At 70.2% G+C, this 17,475-nt stretch carries 12 protein-coding genes; 6 read left to right on the top strand and 6 right to left on the bottom strand.

Going from position 1 to position 17,475, the window contains the following annotated elements:
• The 3 genes from QRD43_RS15150 (at window position 1) to QRD43_RS15140 (ending at window position 1,946) form a co-directional block, all read left to right on the top strand.
• Entirely contained in the window at window positions 1-528 is a 528-nt protein-coding gene (locus QRD43_RS15150; protein WP_285983340.1) for a chromate transporter, read from the top strand.
• A gap of 77 nt (window positions 529-605) precedes the next feature.
• A complete protein-coding gene (locus QRD43_RS15145; RefSeq protein WP_285983339.1) occupies window positions 606-1,157 on the top strand; it encodes a PEP-CTERM sorting domain-containing protein in 552 nt (183 codons plus the stop codon).
• Between the two features lie 234 nt (window positions 1,158-1,391).
• Window positions 1,392-1,946, top strand: coding sequence for a PEP-CTERM sorting domain-containing protein (locus tag QRD43_RS15140; protein WP_285983338.1), 555 nt, complete (start codon window positions 1,392-1,394; stop codon window positions 1,944-1,946).
• A gap of 128 nt (window positions 1,947-2,074) precedes the next feature.
• On the opposite strand, the gene upp is transcribed toward QRD43_RS15140, so the two are convergent.
• The 3 genes from upp to QRD43_RS15125 form a co-directional block, all read right to left on the bottom strand.
• Window positions 2,075-2,707: a uracil phosphoribosyltransferase gene (upp, locus tag QRD43_RS15135; RefSeq protein WP_285983337.1), complete on the bottom strand. Its 633-nt coding sequence runs from the start codon at window positions 2,705-2,707 to the stop codon at window positions 2,075-2,077.
• Window positions 2,708-2,743: 36 nt separating this feature from the next.
• Window positions 2,744-3,490 (bottom strand): 23S rRNA (guanosine(2251)-2'-O)-methyltransferase RlmB, encoded by a 747-nt coding sequence (gene rlmB / locus QRD43_RS15130; RefSeq protein ID WP_285983336.1) that lies wholly within the window; start codon window positions 3,488-3,490, stop codon window positions 2,744-2,746.
• Between the two features lie 65 nt (window positions 3,491-3,555).
• Window positions 3,556-4,278 carry an acetyltransferase domain-containing protein gene (locus QRD43_RS15125; RefSeq protein ID WP_285983335.1) on the bottom strand — a complete coding sequence of 241 codons (723 nt, stop codon included), beginning with the start codon at window positions 4,276-4,278 and terminating at the stop codon, window positions 3,556-3,558.
• 102 nt (window positions 4,279-4,380) lie between these two features.
• On the opposite strand from QRD43_RS15125, the gene QRD43_RS15120 reads away from it, so the two are divergent.
• Both QRD43_RS15120 and QRD43_RS15115 read left to right on the top strand, forming a co-directional pair.
• Entirely contained in the window at window positions 4,381-5,475 is a 1,095-nt protein-coding gene (locus QRD43_RS15120; protein WP_285983334.1) for a S1C family serine protease, read from the top strand.
• Between the two features lie 144 nt (window positions 5,476-5,619).
• Window positions 5,620-8,259, top strand: a complete 2,640-nt coding sequence (locus tag QRD43_RS15115) for a PAS domain S-box protein (protein WP_285983333.1) — start codon at window positions 5,620-5,622, stop codon at window positions 8,257-8,259.
• A 238-nt stretch (window positions 8,260-8,497) separates the two neighbouring features.
• On the opposite strand, the gene QRD43_RS15110 is transcribed toward QRD43_RS15115, so the two are convergent.
• Window positions 8,498-9,523, bottom strand: a complete 1,026-nt coding sequence (locus tag QRD43_RS15110; protein ID WP_285983332.1) for a LysR family transcriptional regulator — start codon at window positions 9,521-9,523, stop codon at window positions 8,498-8,500.
• A 14-nt stretch (window positions 9,524-9,537) separates the two neighbouring features.
• Window positions 9,538-13,527 carry a phosphoribosylformylglycinamidine synthase gene (gene purL, locus QRD43_RS15105; RefSeq protein WP_285983331.1) on the bottom strand — a complete coding sequence of 1,330 codons (3,990 nt, stop codon included), beginning with the start codon at window positions 13,525-13,527 and terminating at the stop codon, window positions 9,538-9,540.
• 441 nt (window positions 13,528-13,968) lie between these two features.
• Here purL and QRD43_RS15100 point away from each other — a divergent pair, with 441 nt between their 5' ends.
• A complete protein-coding gene (locus QRD43_RS15100; RefSeq protein ID WP_285983330.1) occupies window positions 13,969-16,023 on the top strand; it encodes a M4 family metallopeptidase in 2,055 nt (684 codons plus the stop codon).
• A 131-nt stretch (window positions 16,024-16,154) separates the two neighbouring features.
• Here QRD43_RS15100 and QRD43_RS15095 read toward each other — a convergent pair whose 3' ends face one another.
• Window positions 16,155-17,471 carry a TRZ/ATZ family hydrolase gene (locus QRD43_RS15095; protein ID WP_285983329.1) on the bottom strand — a complete coding sequence of 439 codons (1,317 nt, stop codon included), beginning with the start codon at window positions 17,469-17,471 and terminating at the stop codon, window positions 16,155-16,157.
• Between the last annotated feature and the right edge of the window lie 4 nt (window positions 17,472-17,475).

Raw genomic sequence — 17,475 nt, 5'->3', positions numbered from 1 at the left:
ATGCTGCTGGATCTCTTCCTGCACTTCCTGGCGCTGTCGCTCCTCGCCATCGGCGGCGCCATCACCACTGCGCCGGAGATGCACCGCTACCTGGTGGGCGACCGCGGCTGGCTGAGCGACGAGACCTTCACCCAGTCCATCGCCCTGGCCCAGGCCGCGCCGGGACCCAACATCCTCTTCGTGGCGGTGCTGGGCTACCAGGTCGCGGGCCTGGCCGGGGCGCTGGCGGCCATGGGCGGCATCATGCTGCCCTCGACCACGCTGGTGCTCGTGGCGACCCGCTGGGCCCGCGCCCACCAGGAGGACCGCGGGGTGCGCTCCTTCACGCTGGGCCTGCAACCGCTCACGCTGGGCCTGATCATCGCCACGGGCTGGCTGCTGGCAGCGCCCTATGTGCAGCAGCCCGAGCGCCGGCTCCCGGCCATCGCTCTCGTGGCGGTCACCCTGCTGCTGAGCCTGCGGACGCGGCTGTCGGTGGTCTGGATGGTGTTGCTCGGCGGCGTCGTTGGTGCCGCCTGCATGACCTGACCCCCCTTCAACAAGGGATGGCGCCCCTGGGAGCGCTGGCGATACTGCGGCGTCATTTCACCAACATCCATCCGACCATGAAAAAACTGGCTCTCGCCCTGGCCCTCGCGGCCGCAGGCGCCGCACAGGCGGCTCCGGTCTACAACAGCGCCAACGGCCACTACTACGAGTACTTCGCTGACGCCGTGACCGCCGAGCAGGCCTTCACCCTGGCCGCCTCGAAGACGTATCTGGGCATGACCGGCTACCTGACCACCATCACCAGCCGCGCCGAGAACACCTTCGTCGCCAGCACCGCCAACGGCCAGCTGGCCTGGATCGGTGGCTCGGACCACGGCGCCGCCGTGAACAACTGGACCTGGCGCGTCGGCCCCGAAGCCGGCCAGGCCTTCACCTTCACCAGCTGGGCACCCGGCGAGCCCAACAACTGCTGCGGCGGTGAAGACTACGTGCACATCAACTGGGCCGGTTTCGGCCTGTGGAACGACCACGGCGGCCCGGCCAACGCCGGCCAGCGCAACGGCTATGTGGTCGAGTACAGCGGCAGCACCGTGCCGGAACCCGCCTCCCTGGCCCTGATCGGCCTGGGCCTGGGTCTGGCCGGCGTCGTGCGCCGCAAGAAGGCCTGAGACTGAACTGCAGACGGGGCTGCGCGCCCCGCCATGCCAAAGGCGCCTCCGGGCGCCTTTTTTCATGCCGGTGACGGCCGGAAGTGGCGAACCCGCCAGCGTCATCCGGGGCGTGATACCGGGCTGCTACTCGCAAACGTTAGGACGCCCCGGACCCCTTCACCACGGGTGATCGGAAACCGCCAGCGCCTGACGATACTGGCCGCTCGTCAACTACCACGCTTTGGAAACACCATGAAAAAGCTTGCAATGGCCCTGGCCCTCGCGGCCGCCGGATCCGCCCACGCGGCTCCCGTCTTCAACGCCGCCAACGGCCACTACTACGAGTACTTCACAGACGCCGTGACCGCCCAGACCGCGTTCAGCCAGGCCGCCTCCAAGTCCTACCAGGGCATGACCGGCTACCTGGTCACCATCACCTCGGCCGCCGAGAACACCTTTGTCGCCAACACGGCCAAGGGTGCGCTCGCCTGGATCGGTGGTTCGGACGCCGGCAATGCGGTGAATGCCTGGACCTGGCGCTCGGGCCCCGAGGCCGGCCTGGCCTTCACCTACACCAACTGGGGGCCCGGCGAGCCCAACAACTGCTGCGGCGGCGAGAACTTCGTGCACATCAACTGGGCCGGCTTCGGCCTGTGGAACGACCATGGCGGCCCAGGCTCCAATGCCGGCCAGCGCAATGGCTATGTGGTCGAGTACAGCGGCAGCACCGTGCCGGAACCCGCCTCCCTGGCCCTGATCGGCCTGGGCCTGGGTCTGGCCGGCGTCGTGCGCCGCAAGAAGGCCTGACACCCGGCCGGTGACGGACCTGAGGGGGACCGCCCCCTCGCCCCCGTCCAAAAAAAAAGGCGCCCTCGGGCGCCTTTTCTCTTGGGGATTTCTTTGGGGAGAGGCCGCTTCGCGCGCGCCCCGGAGGCTCAGCCTTCCTTGGTGCCGAAGATCTTGTCACCCGCGTCGCCGAGGCCCGGGATGATGTAGCCGTTCTCGTTGAGATGGCTGTCGATGGCGGCGGTCCAGCAGCGCACGTCCGGGTGGGCCTGGGTCAGCGCCGCGACGCCCTCCGGTGCGGCCACCAGCACGAGCGCGCGGATGTCCTTGCAGCCGCGACGCTTGAGCAGGTCGATGGTGGCGATCATGGAACCGGCGGTGGCCAGCATGGGATCGACGACCAGGGCCGTGCGCTCCTCCAGGTGACCCACGAACTTCTCGAAGTAGTGCACCGGCTGCAGGGTCTCGTGGTCACGGGCCAGGCCGACGACGCTGATCTTGGCATTGGGGATCATGTCCAGCACCCCGTCCAGCATGCCCAGGCCGGCACGCAGGATGGGCACCACGGTGACCTTCTTGCCGGCGATCTGCTCGACCTCGGTCGGGCCGCTCCAGCAGTTCAGGGTGGTCGTCTCCAGCGGGAAGTCGGCCGTGGCCTCGTAGGCCAGCAGGCGGGCGACCTCCCCCGTCAGCTCGCGGAACTTCTTGGTGGAGATGTCGGCCTCGCGCATCAGGCCGATCTTGTGCTGGACCAGGGGATGGCGAACTTCGATGACAGTCATGGGGCTTCGACTCGTTTGATTCATGAATGAGCGCGATTATCGCGAGCCCGCCTGGCGCTGGCGCAGCGCTTCGTAGAGGCACACCCCTGCCGCCACCGAGACATTCAGGCTCTCGACCGCGCCCTGCATCGGGATGCGGACCAGCTCGTCGCAGGTCTTGGCCGTCAGCTGGCGCATGCCCTCGCCTTCCGCGCCCAGCACCAGGGCGATGGGGCCCTTCAGGTCCAGGTCGTAGATGGACTTCTCGGCCTGGTCGGAGGTACCGACGACCCAGATGTTGCGTTCCTTCAGCTCATTGAGCGTCCGGGCGAGGTTGGTGACCATCAGGTAGGGCACCGTCTCGGCGGCGCCGCTGGCCACCTTGGCCACCGTGGCGTTGAGGCCCACGGCGTGGTCCTTGGGTGCCACGACGGCGTGCGCCCCGGCGCCGTCGGCCACACGCAGACAGGCGCCCAGGTTGTGGGGGTCGGTGACGCCATCCAGCACCAGCACCAGCGGCGCGCCGTCCACGCCGTCCAGCACGTCGTCCAGCGAGTGCTGCTGAGCCACGGCCGAGCAGCGCGCCACCACGCCCTGGTGGCGGCTGTTGCCCGCCAGCGCGGCGAGGCGGTCGCCGTCGCTCTCCACCAGCTTGGCACCGGCCTCGCGGGCGCGCTCGAGGAACTGGCGCATGCGCTGGTCGCGGCGGGAGCCCTCGAAATGGATCTCGGTGATGGACTGGGGGGCGGTCTTCAGCCGCACGGTGACGGCATGGAAGCCGAAGAGGATGTGTTTGGCGCTCATATCCCCCCATTGTCGCCTGCCCGCGACTCAGGCCGGCATCCGCGCGCCGGGCGGGCCCGAGCCCGCTAGCGCATCTGCCACAGCATCAGGGCACCGATCAGCACCGGCTGATGGACCATGTAGTAGCTCAGGCTCCAGCGGCCCAGCAGGGCCAGGCCACCGCGCAGACGCCCGGACGGGCGCGGCGGGCCCAGCCGCGGGGCCACCCAGCGCGCCAGCGCCGCCCCAAGCAGCATCACGCCCAGCCAGGGCAGCACCGGCACGTAGTCCTCGGTGACGGGCTTGTGGGTCACGAGGCCCACCCAGTTCGTCCAACGGGTATCGAAGACGGGATGACGGGCCCACACCGGCACCAGCAGGCAGGCCAGGGCCAGCGCCAGCAGGGCGCCCTGCCCCAGGCGCGGCAGCAGGAGGCGCAGCACGATCAGCATCACGGCCATGCCATGCAGCACCCCGAAGCTGATGTAGGACCGCGGAAACATGAACCAGGATCCCGCGCTCACCAGCAGCGCGCACCCGGCGATCTGCGCCCAGCGGCGCCAGAAGCGCGGCCAGCCCTGCCCCTGCGACACCGCGACCGCCTGCCCCACGCCCGCGCACAGCAGGAACAGGCTCACGATGCAGGTGCGCTGCAGCGTCCAGAAGGGGTCCTCATAGAAGTTGGCCTTGAAGAAGCCCTGGTGCTGGAGGTCGAAGCTGAAATGGAAGACGGTCATCCAGACCATGGCGACACCGCGCAGGGCGTCCAGGCGGTCATCGCGGGCGTCGGTCGGCAGAGGCAGGTTCATGCGGCAATGAGTGACAGGGGTCGGAGCGCGGAGCGCAGTCTAAGTCTTGAATAATCCGGACCTGTTCCCATTCTCGGACCTGACGCCATTCCCTCCTTCCGCATGCCCGCCCTGACCTTCCCACGCCTGCGAAGCCTTCCCGCGGCCGCCCTGCTCGCCGTCTGCATCCTGTGGAGCGGCGGCGTGCCGGCCCAGCCGCGTCCCGTCACGCCGCGCGGGCCGCTGGATGCCGTCGAGCAGAACAACATCAGCGTCTTTCGCCGGGTCTCGCCCTCGGTCGTGCACATCACGACACTGGATACGCAGCGGGACTTCTTCTCGCTCAACGTCGAGCAGGTGCCCCGCGGCACGGGCACGGGCTTCATCTGGGACGACGCCGGCCACATCGTCACCAACTTCCACGTGATCCAGGGCGGGGACGCCGCCCGCGTCACCCTGGCGGACCAGAGCAGCTATGGCGCGCGCCTCGTGGGCGCCTTCCCCGACCGTGACCTTGCCGTGCTGCGCATCGAGGCCCCGCGGGAGAAGCTGCTGCCCATCCCCATCGGCACCAGCCGCGACCTGCTCGTGGGCCAGGGCGTGTATGCCATCGGCAATCCCTTCGGCCTGGACCAGACCCTCACCCGCGGCATCGTCTCGGCGCTCAATCGCGAGATCGAGTCCGTGAACCGCCGCGCCATCCGCGGCGTGATCCAGACCGACGCCGCCATCAACCCGGGCAATTCAGGCGGCCCGCTGCTGGACTCCGCCGGCCGGCTCATCGGCGTCAACACCCAGATCTACAGCCCCAGCGGCGCCAGCGCCGGCATCGGCTTCGCCATCCCGGTGGACGAGGTGAACCGCGTGGTGCCGCGCCTGATCAAGGACGGGCGCTTCATCCGCCCGGCCATCGGCGTGACCGCGGGCTCCGCACAGCTGCACCAGGCCCTGAAGCTGCCCAAGGGCGTGGCCATCGTCGGCGTCGGCCCGCGATCGCCGGCCGCCGACGCCGGCCTGCAGGCCTTCACCCGCGGGCGGGACGGCCGCATCGTCCAGGGCGACGTCATCACGGCCCTCAACGACGAGCCGCTCGGCGACCTCGACGACATGCTGACGCTGCTCGAGAAGCGCCAGGTGGGCGAGCGCGTGAGCCTCACGCTCTGGAACAAGGGCAAGACCCGACGGCAGGTGGTGGTGCTAGGGGCGTCGAGCGATTGAGGCGCCGCGCGGGTCACTGCCCCCCGCACGGACAAGAAGCCCCCGCGGGCCGCGGCTGTGATACCGTGGAACGCATCAGGGCTTCGCTGCAGTACGGCATGCCGGCATCCGCTTTCCCTCGTTCGCGCTCCCGGGCCCCCCGCCATGGCTGAGGTCCCGCCACGCCACCCCCTGCGAGGCTGGATCGCCCTGGGCACCGGCTACTGGCCGGTCCTGCTGAGCCTGCTGCTGAGTCTTCTCGTCTGCACCACGCTGGCCCGCCTCGATGCCCGGCAGCAGGCCGAGGTGGAGCGCCAGCGGGTTTCGGAGCAGCTCGAACTCCTGCGCGGGCGCCTGGAGCTGGCGGCGCGCAACACCTTCGCCCACACGCTGTCCCTGGAATCGGTGATCCAGCTGGATGGCGGCATCACGGAGGCCCGCTTCGCCCTGCTGGCCGACAAGGCGATCCGGCTCAGCCCGCAGGTGCGCAGCCTCACCGCGGCGCCGGACGACGTCGCGCGCATGGTCTATCCCCGGGCCGGCAACGAGCGGGTGATCGGCCTCGACTACCGCAGCCTCCCGGGCCAGTGGCGGCAGGTGCAGCAGGCCCGGGAGAGCCGCAGCCCCGTCCTCGCCGGGCCGGTGCAGCTGGTGCAGGGCGGCCAGGGCCTCGTGATGCGCACACCCGTGTTCCTGAACTCGCCCGAAGGCGCCGAGCCGCGCTACTGGGGGACGGTCTCCGTCGTGGCGGACCTGGACCGCTTCATGGCGGATGCCGGGATGGCCGGTCATCCGGAGCTGAGCCTCGCGCTCACCGAGGCCCAGAGCAACAAGGAGCCGGGGCGGCTGATCTGGGGCCAGGCGGCCCTGCTGCGGGAGGCACAGCGGGCACAGCAGCTCGTGCTGGTGCCAGGCGCGCGCTGGCTGCTGGTGGGCCAACCCGTCGATGGATGGACCAGCGAGCCCTTCCGCTGGCAATCGCCCGAGGTGCTCTCGGCGGCGGGTGCGGGGACGGTGCTGAGCCTGCTGCTGGCGCTGCTGGTGTGGCAGAGCCGCGTCCTGCAGCAGCGCAACGAGGCCCTGGCCCGCGAGATCGCCGACGGCCACCAGGCCCGGCAGGCGCTGGAGGAATCCCAGGCCCGCTTCCGCAGCATGGCCGCGCTCGCCAGCGACTGGGTCTGGGAACAGGACGAGCACCTGTGCTTCACCTATGTCTCCCGCATTGCCGAGGAAGCGACGGAAGTGCAGACCAGCCAGGTGCTGGGCCACCGCCGCTGGGACTCCCCCGCCCTGCTGCCCGGCATCGACTGGGAGGAGCACAAGGCCCTGCTGGCGCGTCATGAGCCCTTCCGCGACTTCGAATATGCCCAGCGCACGCCGGACGGCCAGATCCGCCACGTGAGCATCTCCGGTGTGCCCTTCTTCGACGCGCAGGGCGTCTTCCGGGGCTATCGCGGCACGGGTCGGAACATCACCGCCGCCAAGGAGGCCGAGGCCGCGCTGCGCGGCTCCCAGCAGGCGCTGGCGGCGGCCCGCGACCGCCTGCAGGCCGTGCTCGACGCGGCGGTGGAGGTGGCCATCATCGCCACCGACATGGACGGGCGCATCGTGCTCTTCAACCGCGGCGCCGAGCGCATGCTGGGCTATGCCGAGGCCGAGCTGCTCGGGCGCACGCCGGCGATGCTGCATGAGGCGGAGGAAGTGCGGCAGCGCGCGGCGGAACTCTCCCGGCTGCGCGGCACGGCCGTCGAGGGCTTCGACACCTTCGTGCTCCTGGCCCGCGAGCTGGGCAGCGAGACGCGGGAATGGACGTATGTGCGCAAGGACGGCCGGGCGCTGTGGGTCTCGCTGAGCGTCAGCCATGTGCGCGGCCGCGACGGGCAGGCCATCGGCTATCTCGGCGTGGCCCGGGACATCAGTGCGCAGCGCGCCGCCGAGAACCAGCTGCGGCAGCTCAATGCCGAGCTCGAGTCGCGGGTGCAGCAGCGCACGCTGGAACTGCGTGAGGCGCTGCAGGACCTGAAGGACGCGCAGGATGGCCTGCTGCGCTCGGAGAAGCTGGCCGGCCTCGGCGCCATGGTGGCGGGCGTCGCGCACGAGCTGAACACACCGCTGGGCAACTGCCTGACCACGGCCTCGACGCTGCAGGAACGCACGCAGGAGGTCCGCACCGAGTTCGGCAGCGGGCAGATGCGCCGCTCCTCGCTCGAGGCCTATCTGCAGGAGGCGGGCACGGCCTGCGACATCCTCCTGCGCGGCCTGGGCACCGCCGGCGAGCTCGTCAGCCACTTCAAGCAGCTCTCCGTCGACCAGACCAGCATGCAGCGGCGCCCCTACCAGCTGGAGGCCGTCGTGGCGGACGTGATGAGCCTGCTGCGCGCCCGCTGGAAGACCACGCCCTACGCGCTGGAGTCACAACTCGCGCTGGACGAGCCGCTGGAGGGCTACCCGGGCCCGCTGGGCCAGGTGTTGGGCAATCTGCTGCTCAATGCGCTGGTCCATGCCTTCGAGGGGCGCGTCGAGGGACGGGTGCGAGTCAGTGCCCGCAGCCTGTCGGCGCAGGAGTACCTGCTGGTCGTGGAGGACGACGGCATCGGCATGAGCGAGGACGTCCGGCGGCGCGCGTTCGACCCCTTCTTCACCACCAAGATGGGTCGCGGTGGCACGGGCCTCGGCCTGAACATCGTCTACAACCTGGTGAGCACGGTGCTGGGCGGCCACATCAGCCTGCACAGCGAGCCCGGCCGGGGCAGCCGTTTCGAGATCCGCCTGCCCAAGGTCGGACCGGTGCTGCCCGGCGCCTGACGCCAACGAAAGAACGGGGCCCCGCAGCGCCTGCCGCGGGGCCCGCCCCGGAAGGCTCAGCCTTCGCTGCCCTTCCCTCACCCGCACCCGGTGGATGCCTTGGTCACATCCGCCGGGCCGCCCCCGAAAGCCGGGAAGCGGCGGGCCCCCTCTCTCCTCAGGTACGACTGCCGTCGCGCCGCGATTGCAGCGCGACCGCCCGCCCTGCACAAGCAAGATGTGCCGCGCGGCATCTCGCTCATGCCCGGGCGGCATGTGCGCTTGCGGCATCCACGACGGCGGCGTGCGGGCCGGCGCAGCGCGGCGGTGGGGAGGGGGGCGTGGGATCCAGGGGCTGGGCGAAATGCGTCGCCACGAGGCTGCGCAGCCAGCTCACCGCCGGGTCCTGCGTCTGGTGGCTGTGCCAGTACTGATGGACGACGATGGGCGGCAGCGGCAAGGGGCACGGCAGCAGGCGCAGGCCCGGCAGCTGCGCCATCTGCCGGGCGATCTGCTCGGTGGCCGTGAAGAGGTGGTCCGACTGCGCCACGATGAAGGGCGCCGTCAGCAGGGAATGCACCCGCAGGCCGATGGCGCCCTCGCCCGCCGCCTGCACGATGGCCTGCTCGACACGCCGGTAGGCATGCTGAACGTCGCTGACGGCCGCCACGACGTGCTTCTCGGCGCAGAAGCGCTCCAGGGAGAGCTCGTGCCGGATGCGGGGATGCCCCTCACGCACCAGGCAGCGGTGGCCCACGCGGTACAGCGCCTGCGAGCACAGGCCCGGCTGCATCTCGAGGAAGGCCGCCAGCGCGAGGTCGATCTCGCCGGACGCCAGCAGGCTGCCCAGCGCCTCGCCGGCCAGCGGCACCACCTCCCAGCGCACGCCAGGGGCGCTGTCGCGCACCGCGGCCAGCAGGCGCGGCAGGAAGTGGATGGCCCCGACCTCCGTGCAGCTGATGCGGAAGGTGCGGGACGAGTGCGCGGGATCGAAGGGCGCGCGGGCCCGCAGCCGGTGTTCGACGAGACCCACGAGCTGATGGACGTCCGCCTGCAGCCGGCGGGCCAGCGGCGTGGGGCGCATGCCCTGCTTGCTGCGCAGGAAGAGCTCGTCGCCGTAGTAGCGCCGCAGCAGGCCCAGCGCCTTGGACAGCGCCGGCTGCGTCAGCCCCAGCTCCTGGGCCGCCTGCGTGAGGCTGCCCAGGCGGGCGATGGCCTCGAAGGCCCGGAAATGCTGGAGTTCCGGCGCACGGCCGCCGCCCTCCTCCGGCGAAGGCGGCAGCACGCGGCTCATCCGGTTCAGCCCAGCCAGCGGCGGGCGTTGCGGAACATGCGGGTCCAGGGGCTGAGCTCGCCGAGCTCGCCGGAGGTCCAGCTCATCTGCGCATTGCGGAAGACGCGCTCCGGGTGCGGCATCATGACCGTGAAGCGGCCGTCCGCGGTGGTCACGGACGTCAGGCCGTCGGGGCTGCCGTTCGGATTGAACGGATAGGCCTCGGTCGGCTGGCCGAAGTTGTCCACGAAGCGGGCGGCGCGCACCACCTGGGCGGCGTTGCCGCGCTGGGCGAAGTTGGCGAAGCCCTCGCCGTGGGCCACGGCCACCGGCAGGCGGCTGCCGGCCATGCCCTGGAAGAAGATGCTGGGCGATTCCAGCAGCTCGACCATGGCCAGGCGGGCCTCGTACTGCTCGCTCTGGTTGCGGGTGAACTTCGGCCAGGCCTCGGCGCCCGGGATCATCGGGGCCAGGGCGGCCATCATCTGGCAGCCATTGCACACGCCCAGCGCGAAGCTGTCGGAGCGGGCGAAGAAGGCCTGGAACTGCTCGGCCAGCACCGGGTTGAACATCACCGAGCGGGCCCAGCCCTCGCCGGCGCCCAGGGTGTCGCCATACGAGAAGCCACCGCAGGCGATGAAGCCCTTGAACGCGGCCAGGCTGACCTTGCCGGTCTGCAGGTCGCTCATGTGGACGTCGAAGGTGTCGAAGCCGGCCAGCGCGTTGACGTAGGCCATCTCGACGTGCGAGTTGACGCCCTGCTCGCGCAGCACGGCCAGCTTGGGACGGACGCCCGTGGCGATGAAGGGCGCGGCCACGTCCTCCTTCGGGTCGAAGCTCAGGTGCACATGGCGGCCCGGGTCCTCGGCGCGGCCCACCGCCTCGTGCTCGGCATCGGCGCAGGCGGGGTTGTCGCGCAGGCGGGCGATCTGCCAGGACACGCCATCCCATTCCTTGTGCAGCATCTCCAGCGGGGCGTCGAAGACCTTCTTGGCATCGCGCCACACCTCGACCACGCCGCGGTCATTGGGCTTGCCGATGACGTGCGAGTGCTTGGACAGACCATGCTGGCGCAGCACCTGCAGGACGGCGTCGCGGTCCTCGGTCCTGACCTGCAGGACCACGCCCAGCTCCTCGTTGAACAGCGCCTTGAGCGCCAGTTCCTCGCGGCGGGCGCTGACCTGGCTGGCCCAGTTCTTGGAATCGCCGACATCGGCACGGCTGTCGGAGACGCCGTCGCCCTCGGTGATCAGCAGGTCGATGTTGAGGCTCAGGCCCAGGTGGCCGGCGAAGGCCATCTCGCAGGCAGCCGCCCACAGGCCGCCGTCGGAGCGGTCGTGGTAGGCCAGCAGGCAGCCCTGGCCGCGCAGCTCGTTGACGGCCTCGACCAACGCCTTGAGCTGGGCCGCGTCGTCCACGTCGGGCACGGCGCCGCCGAACTGCTGCAGCGTCTGCGCCAGGATGGAGCCGCCCATGCGGTGCTGGCCCTGGCCCAGGTCCACGAGGATCAGGCTGGTGTCGCCGGCCTGCAGCTGCGGCGTCAGGGTGCCGCGCACGTCGCTGAGCGTGGCGAAGGCCGAGACGATCAGCGAGACCGGGGCGGTCACCTGGCGGGTCTCGCCGCCGTCGCTCCAATTGGTGCGCATGGACAGCGAATCCTTGCCCACCGGGATGGACACGCCCAGGGCCGGGCACAGCTCCATGCCCACGGCCTTGACGGTGTCGTACAGCGCGGCGTCCTCACCGGCTTCGCCGCAGGCGGCCATCCAGTTGGCGGACAGCTTCACGCGCGAGAGCTCGATGGGCGCGGCCAGCAGATTGGTGATGGCCTCGGCCACGGCCATGCGGCCGGAGGCGGGCGCATCGACGGCGGCCAGCGGCGTGCGCTCGCCCATGCTCATGGCCTCACCGCGCAGGCCCTTGAAGTCGGCCAGCGTGACGGCGCAATCGGCCACCGGCACCTGCCAGGGGCCGACCATCTGGTCCCGGTGGTTCAGGCCGCCCACGGTGCGGTCGCCGATGGTGATCAGGAAGCGCTTGGACGCCACGGTCGGGTGGCGCAGCACCTCGACGGCGGCCTGCTGCAGCGTGGCCTGCGAGAGGTCCAGCGCGGCGGTGCTGCGCGGGACGCGGCTCACCACGCGGTGCATCTTGGGCGGCTTGCCCAGCAGCGTGTCCATGGGCATGTCGATGGCGCGCTCGCCACCGGGGCCGTCTTCCAGGATCAGCTCACGGGCCTCGGTCACCACGCCGACGACGCCGAAGGGGCAGCGCTCGCGCTCGCACATGGCCGTGAACATCTCGAGGCTCTCGGGCGCGATCGCCATGACGTAGCGTTCCTGGCTCTCGTTGCACCAGATCTCCTTGGGCGCGAGGCCGGACTCCTCCAGCGGGACCTTGCGCAGGTCGAAGATGGCACCGCGGCCGGCGTCATTGACCAGCTCGGGGAAAGCGTTGGAGATGCCGCCCGCGCCGACGTCGTGGATGGCGAGGATGGGGTTCTTGTCGGCCAGGCCCCAGCAGTGGTTGATGACTTCCTGGGCACGGCGCTCGATCTCGGGGTTGCCACGCTGGACGGAGTCGAAATCGAGGTCGGCCGTGTTGGTGCCCGCAGCCATGGAGCTGGCGGCGCCGCCGCCCATGCCGATGCGCATGCCGGGCCCGCCCAGCTGCACCAGCAGCGTGCCGGCGGGGAACTCGATCTTCTTCGTCAGGTCCGAGCGGATGGCGCCGATGCCGCCGGCGATCATGATGGGCTTGTGATAGCCGCGCACCACGCCGTCGACTTCCTGCTCATAGACGCGGAAGTAGCCGCCGAGGTTGGGGCGGCCGAACTCGTTGTTGAAGGCGGCGCCGCCGATGGGGCCGTCGATCATGATCTGCAGCGGGCTGGCGATGTGCTCGGGCTTGCCGACGCCGCCCTGCTCCCAGCGCTCGGGCAGGCCCGGCAGATGCAGGTTGGACACCGAGAAGCCGGCCAGGCCGGCCTTGGGCTTGGCGCCGCGGCCGGTGGCGCCTTCATCGCGGATCTCGCCACCCGCGCCCGTGGAGGCGCCGGGGAACGGCGAGATGGCCGTCGGGTGGTTGTGCGTCTCGACCTTCATCAGCACATGCGCGGTCTCGGCACGGGCGTGGTACCTGGGCGCGGCGTCGTAGCCCTCGGGGATCCAGCGCTCGATGTCATGGCCTTCCATGACGGCGGCGTTGTCCGAGTAGGCGATCACCGTGTGCTGGGGCGAGTGCTTCTCGGTGTTGCGGATCATGCCGAAGAGGCTCAGGTCCTGCTCCACACCGTCGATGGTGAACTTCGCGTTGAAGATCTTGTGGCGGCAGTGCTCGGAGTTGGCCTGCGCGAACATCATCAGCTCGACGTCGCTCGGGTTGCGCTTCGCGGCGGTGAAGGCGTTGACGAGGTACTCGATCTCGTCGTCCGACAGCGCCAGGCCGAAGCGGCTGTTGGCATCGTCCAGGGCGCCGCGACCGCGGCCCAGCACGTCCACGTGCTCCAGGGCCTCGGCCGTCTTCTCGTCGAACAGGTGCACGCAGTCCTCGCGGCGGAACAGCACGCTCTCGGTCATGCGGTCGTGCAGCAGCGCGGCGCAGGCGCGCAGCTCGGTCTCGCTCAGCGTCTTGGTGCCGCCCAGCAGGCCCGACTTGAGCGTGATGCGGAACTCGGTGACGCGCTCCACGCGGTGGATGTCCAGGCCGCAGTTGTGGGCGATGTCGGTGGCCTTCGAGGCCCAGGGGCTGACCGTGCCCAGGCGCGGGGCCACGACGACGAGCTGCCCGTCAGCGCCGCCGGCATAGGCTTCACCGTAGCTCAGCAGCGCGGCCAGCTTGTCCTGCACGCCGGCCTCCAGCGCGGCATCCGTCCAGACCCAGTGCACGTGGCGGGCCACCAGGCCCGTGATGCGCTCGTTGATGGCCTGCAGCTGCGGCAGCAGGGCCTGGGCGCGGAAGGCGGAAAGAGCGTTGCCGCCCTCGAAGTGGGTCAGGTGCTTGGAGGAGGATGCCATGGATGCTGGACGTGCGCGCGGGATCGCGTGGGGTTGGGGCGCACCCGCCGCACCGAAACGGCGGCGGCATGACGGGTGGCTCGAAGCGCGGGATTTTACCGAGGCTTGACCCCGATTCCTGCCCCGCCCCGGCTCAAATCGACGCGCAAACGTTAGCGTCCACACCGGACCGTCGAGGAATCGGCGGGCCGGCATTCGGGAGCGGCCCGCCGGCGGCCAGGCCGCGAGCGGCCGGCACCTGCGAGCGTCGCCTTGCCGCACACGCGCCCCCGCCCGACAACTGTCAGAGCTGACACGGTGCGTCGCAGGAGTCCGGGATAGGCTGCGCGACGAGGCTCTTTCAATAATGGTGCCGGACACTGATTTGCGGCGTTATCCAACTGTCACAGACTCGGCATCCCGCTCCTCCTCCGGCGCCCTGGAGGCCTGAAAGATCCCCTCATGCAGACTCAAACCTCCCTGTCCCGCACGGGCCGTGCCGGCCAGCTCCGCTCATGCGCTGCCGCGGCCGCGCTCCTGATGGGCTCCGTGGCCGCGCTCGCGGCGCAGCGCGTCGACGTCAGCCTGCTGCCCGCCCCGGCCGCCACGCTCGGCGCCGCCGTCGACCTGCCCGCGCACCTCGGGCTGGCCGCCCAGGACCTGCAGGCCCAGCGCAGCAAGACCTACGCCAGCGGTCGCACCGTCACGCGCTACCAGCAACTGCACCAGGGCATTCCGGTGTGGGGCGAGGCCATCGTCGCGCAGCAGGATGCCGGCGCCGCCGCCCCCGCGCTGCAGGGCCAGCTCGTCCGCCAGATCGGCCAGGATCTGCCGAGCGTGCGCCCCACCCTCAGCCAGCAGGCCGCACTCGCCTTGGCCCGGGGACGCGCCGCGGCCGCGCAGCAGGCCTCGCAGGAGGAAGCGCAGCTGTGGATCAAGCTGGACGGCCAGGGCCGCGCGCGGCTGGTCTGGGCGCTGTCCTTCATGGTGCACGGCAAGCAGCCCGCGCGGCCGCACTTCCTGATCGACGCCCACAGCGGCGAGGTGCTCGAGCAGTGGGAAGGCCTCACCACCAACAACGCCACCGGCCCCGGCGGCAATGCCAAGACCGGGCAGTACGAGTACGGCGTCAACTACGGCTACCTGGACGTGACGGCCAGCTGCCAGATGGACAACGCCAACGTGACGACCATCAACCTCAACGGCGGCACGAGCGGCACCACGCCCTTCCAGTTCACCTGCCCGCGCAACACGGTCAAGACCATCAACGGCGCCTACTCGCCGCTGAATGACGCCCACTACTTCGGCGGGGTCGTCTTCAACATGTATCAGAACTGGCTCGGCCAGCGCCCGCTCACGCAGAAGCTGCAGATGAAGGTGCACTACGGCAGCAGCTACGAGAACGCGTTCTGGGACGGCCAGGCCATGTACTTCGGCGATGGCGCGAGCACCTTCTATCCGCTGGTGTCGCTGGATGTGACCTCGCACGAGGTGAGCCACGGCTACACGCAGCAGAACTCCAACCTGCAGTACAGCGGGCAGTCCGGCGGCATCAACGAGGCCTTCTCCGACATGGCCGGCGAGGCCGCGAAGTACTACATGCGCGGCAGCAACGACTTCAAGGTCGGCTACGACATCATGAAGAGCAGCGGCGCCCTGCGCTACATGTACAACCCGCCGCTGGACGGCCGCTCCATCGACCACACCAGCCAGTACTACAACGGCCTGGACGTCCACTACTCCAGCGGCGTCTACAACAAGGCCTTCTACCTGCTGGCCACCACGGCGGGCTGGACCACGCGCAAGGCCTTCGAGGTCTTCGCGGATGCCAACCATCTCTACTGGACCTCGACGACGGACTTCCAGGGCGGCGTCTGCGGCGTCGAGCGCTCGGCCTCCAACCGGGGCTACAACGTCACCGACGTCACCCGCGCCTTCAACACCGTCGGCGCCGCCTGCCTGCCGTCGCAACCGTCGGACTCCAGCAAGTGCGCCGACGAGAACGGCACCTGCACCTTCACCGGCGTGCGGGCGGTGAGCTACGGGAGCCCCTCGACCTACTTCCGCAAGTTCGCCAACGGCAGCCAGGCCTGCAACAACGCCAGCTTCGGTGACCCGACGCCGGGCAAGGTGAAGAGCTGCTACGTCACGGGCACGGCCTACACGGCCTGCGCTTCCGAGAACGGCACCTGCAGCTTCACCGGCCGCCGCCTGGTGGTCTACGGCGCGGGCAGCAGCTTCACCTCGCGCGTGACGACCGGCCCCGTGGCCTGCAACAACGCGACGTTCGGCGACCCGGTCCCGGGCACGGTCAAGGCCTGCTACGTCAGCCCGGAGACCTACACGACCTGCGCGAGCGAAGGCGGCACCTGCAGCGTGAGCGGCGCCCACCTGGTGATCTACGGCGCCAACCGCGGCTACTCGGTGAAGGATGCCAACCTGTCCCTGCCCTGCAACAACGCGACCTTCGGCGACCCGCAAGGTGGCGTGGCCAAGGCCTGCCATGTCAAGGACTGACCCCCGGCCGCTCGGGCGCCTGATCGGCCCCTGACCCGCGTCTGAACGGCACAAGGCCCCGGCCGCTCCATGACGGAGCCGCCGGGGCCTTGGCCGTTCTGCGCGTCAGGCGACGCCGAGGAGGAACCGCCTCAGCGGCCGGCCTTCATCTGAGCGACGATGCCTTCGGTGCGGTCCAGCAGCGCCGGCACGTCGATGGTCGTCAGCTGGCGCTGCTGCAGCACGCGGCGGCCGTTGACCCACACGTCGGACACGTGCTCGCGGCCGGCCACATAGACCAGCTGCGCATCGGCGTGGTAGACCGGGCGGCACTCGAGCGCGTCCAGCGACACGGCCACGACATCGGCCAGCTTGCCCACTTCCAGCGAGCCCAGGTCGGCCTCGCGGCCCATGGCCTTGGCGGCGCGGATCGTGGCCATCTCCAGTGCGGTGCGGGCCGAGACGGTCAGCGGATCGCCGGTGATGCCCTTGGCCAGCAGCGCGGCGGCACGGATCTCGGTGAACATGTCCTGGCGGTTGTTGGACGCGGCACCGTCCGTGCCCAGCACGGTGTTGACGCCCGCGGCCTCCAGCGCCTTCACGGGCGCCACGCCCGAGGCCAGCTTCAGGTTGGAGCTGGGGTTGTGGACCAGATGCGTGCCTTGCTTCGCGATCAGCTCGATCTCGGCCTCGTTCAGGTGGACCATGTGCACGGCGATCATGCGCTCGTTCAGCAGGCCCAGCTGGTGCAGGCGCTCCAGGGGGCGCACGCCGAACTGCTTCAGGCTGCCGTCGATCTCGTCCTGCGTCTCGTGGATGTGGCAGTGCATCTGCATGCCGTGCTGCTCGGAGAGCTGGCGCAGCTTGACGAAAGTCTCGTCGGACACCGTGTAGGGCGCATGCGGCGCGCTGGTCCAGTCCAGCAGCTGCTCGCCCTTGAACTGCTCATAGGCCTCCAGGCCCTTGGCGATGTAGTCGTCCGGCCCGGACGCATAGCCGGTGGGGAAGTCGATGACGTTGATCGACACGCCCGCGCGGATGCCCGCGTCCACGGCGGCGCGCGCCATGGCCTTCGGGAAGAAGTACATGTCGTTCAGGTAGGTCACGCCGCCGCGCAGGGCCTCGGCGGCCGACAGCAGCGAGCCCTGGTAGACCCAGTCGTCGCTGACCCACTGCTTCTCCAGCGGCCAGATGTGGTTCTGCAGCCAGTCCATCAGCGCGCGGTCATCGGCCACGCCGCGCAGCAGGGACATGGCGCTGTGCGTGTGGGCGTTGATCAGGCCGGGGATCAGCACATGCTGGCCCAGGTCCACCAGCTCGGCATCGGGGTAGGCCGTCGTGGCCTCGGCCTGCGGCAGCACCGCGGCGATGCGCTCGCCCTGGATGACGAGGGCGTGCTGCTCCAGCACCTGGCTGCCCGGCGTCATGGGCAGGATCCAGCGGGCCTTGAGAACGGTGGTGTGGCTCATGGGA

The organism is Roseateles subflavus (assembly GCF_030285365.1).
Classification (GTDB): Bacteria; Pseudomonadota; Gammaproteobacteria; order Burkholderiales; family Burkholderiaceae_C; genus Roseateles_B; species Roseateles_B subflavus.
This window is presented reverse-complemented; position numbering and strand designations above follow the sequence as displayed.

Coding starts and splice junctions, on each gene's coding strand:
- QRD43_RS15120 (WP_285983334.1), top strand. CDS start 4,381: ATGCCCGCCCTGACCTTCCCACGCCTGCGAAGCCTTCCCGCGGCCGCC.
- QRD43_RS15095 (WP_285983329.1), bottom strand. CDS start 17,471: ATGAGCCACACCACCGTTCTCAAGGCCCGCTGGATCCTGCCCATGACG.
- upp (WP_285983337.1), bottom strand. CDS start 2,707: ATGACTGTCATCGAAGTTCGCCATCCCCTGGTCCAGCACAAGATCGGC.
- QRD43_RS15140 (WP_285983338.1), top strand. CDS start 1,392: ATGAAAAAGCTTGCAATGGCCCTGGCCCTCGCGGCCGCCGGATCCGCC.
- QRD43_RS15100 (WP_285983330.1), top strand. CDS start 13,969: ATGCAGACTCAAACCTCCCTGTCCCGCACGGGCCGTGCCGGCCAGCTC.
- purL (WP_285983331.1), bottom strand. CDS start 13,527: ATGGCATCCTCCTCCAAGCACCTGACCCACTTCGAGGGCGGCAACGCT.
- QRD43_RS15115 (WP_285983333.1), top strand. CDS start 5,620: ATGGCTGAGGTCCCGCCACGCCACCCCCTGCGAGGCTGGATCGCCCTG.
- QRD43_RS15150 (WP_285983340.1), top strand. CDS start 1: ATGCTGCTGGATCTCTTCCTGCACTTCCTGGCGCTGTCGCTCCTCGCC.
- rlmB (WP_285983336.1), bottom strand. CDS start 3,490: ATGAGCGCCAAACACATCCTCTTCGGCTTCCATGCCGTCACCGTGCGG.
- QRD43_RS15125 (WP_285983335.1), bottom strand. CDS start 4,278: ATGAACCTGCCTCTGCCGACCGACGCCCGCGATGACCGCCTGGACGCC.
- QRD43_RS15145 (WP_285983339.1), top strand. CDS start 606: ATGAAAAAACTGGCTCTCGCCCTGGCCCTCGCGGCCGCAGGCGCCGCA.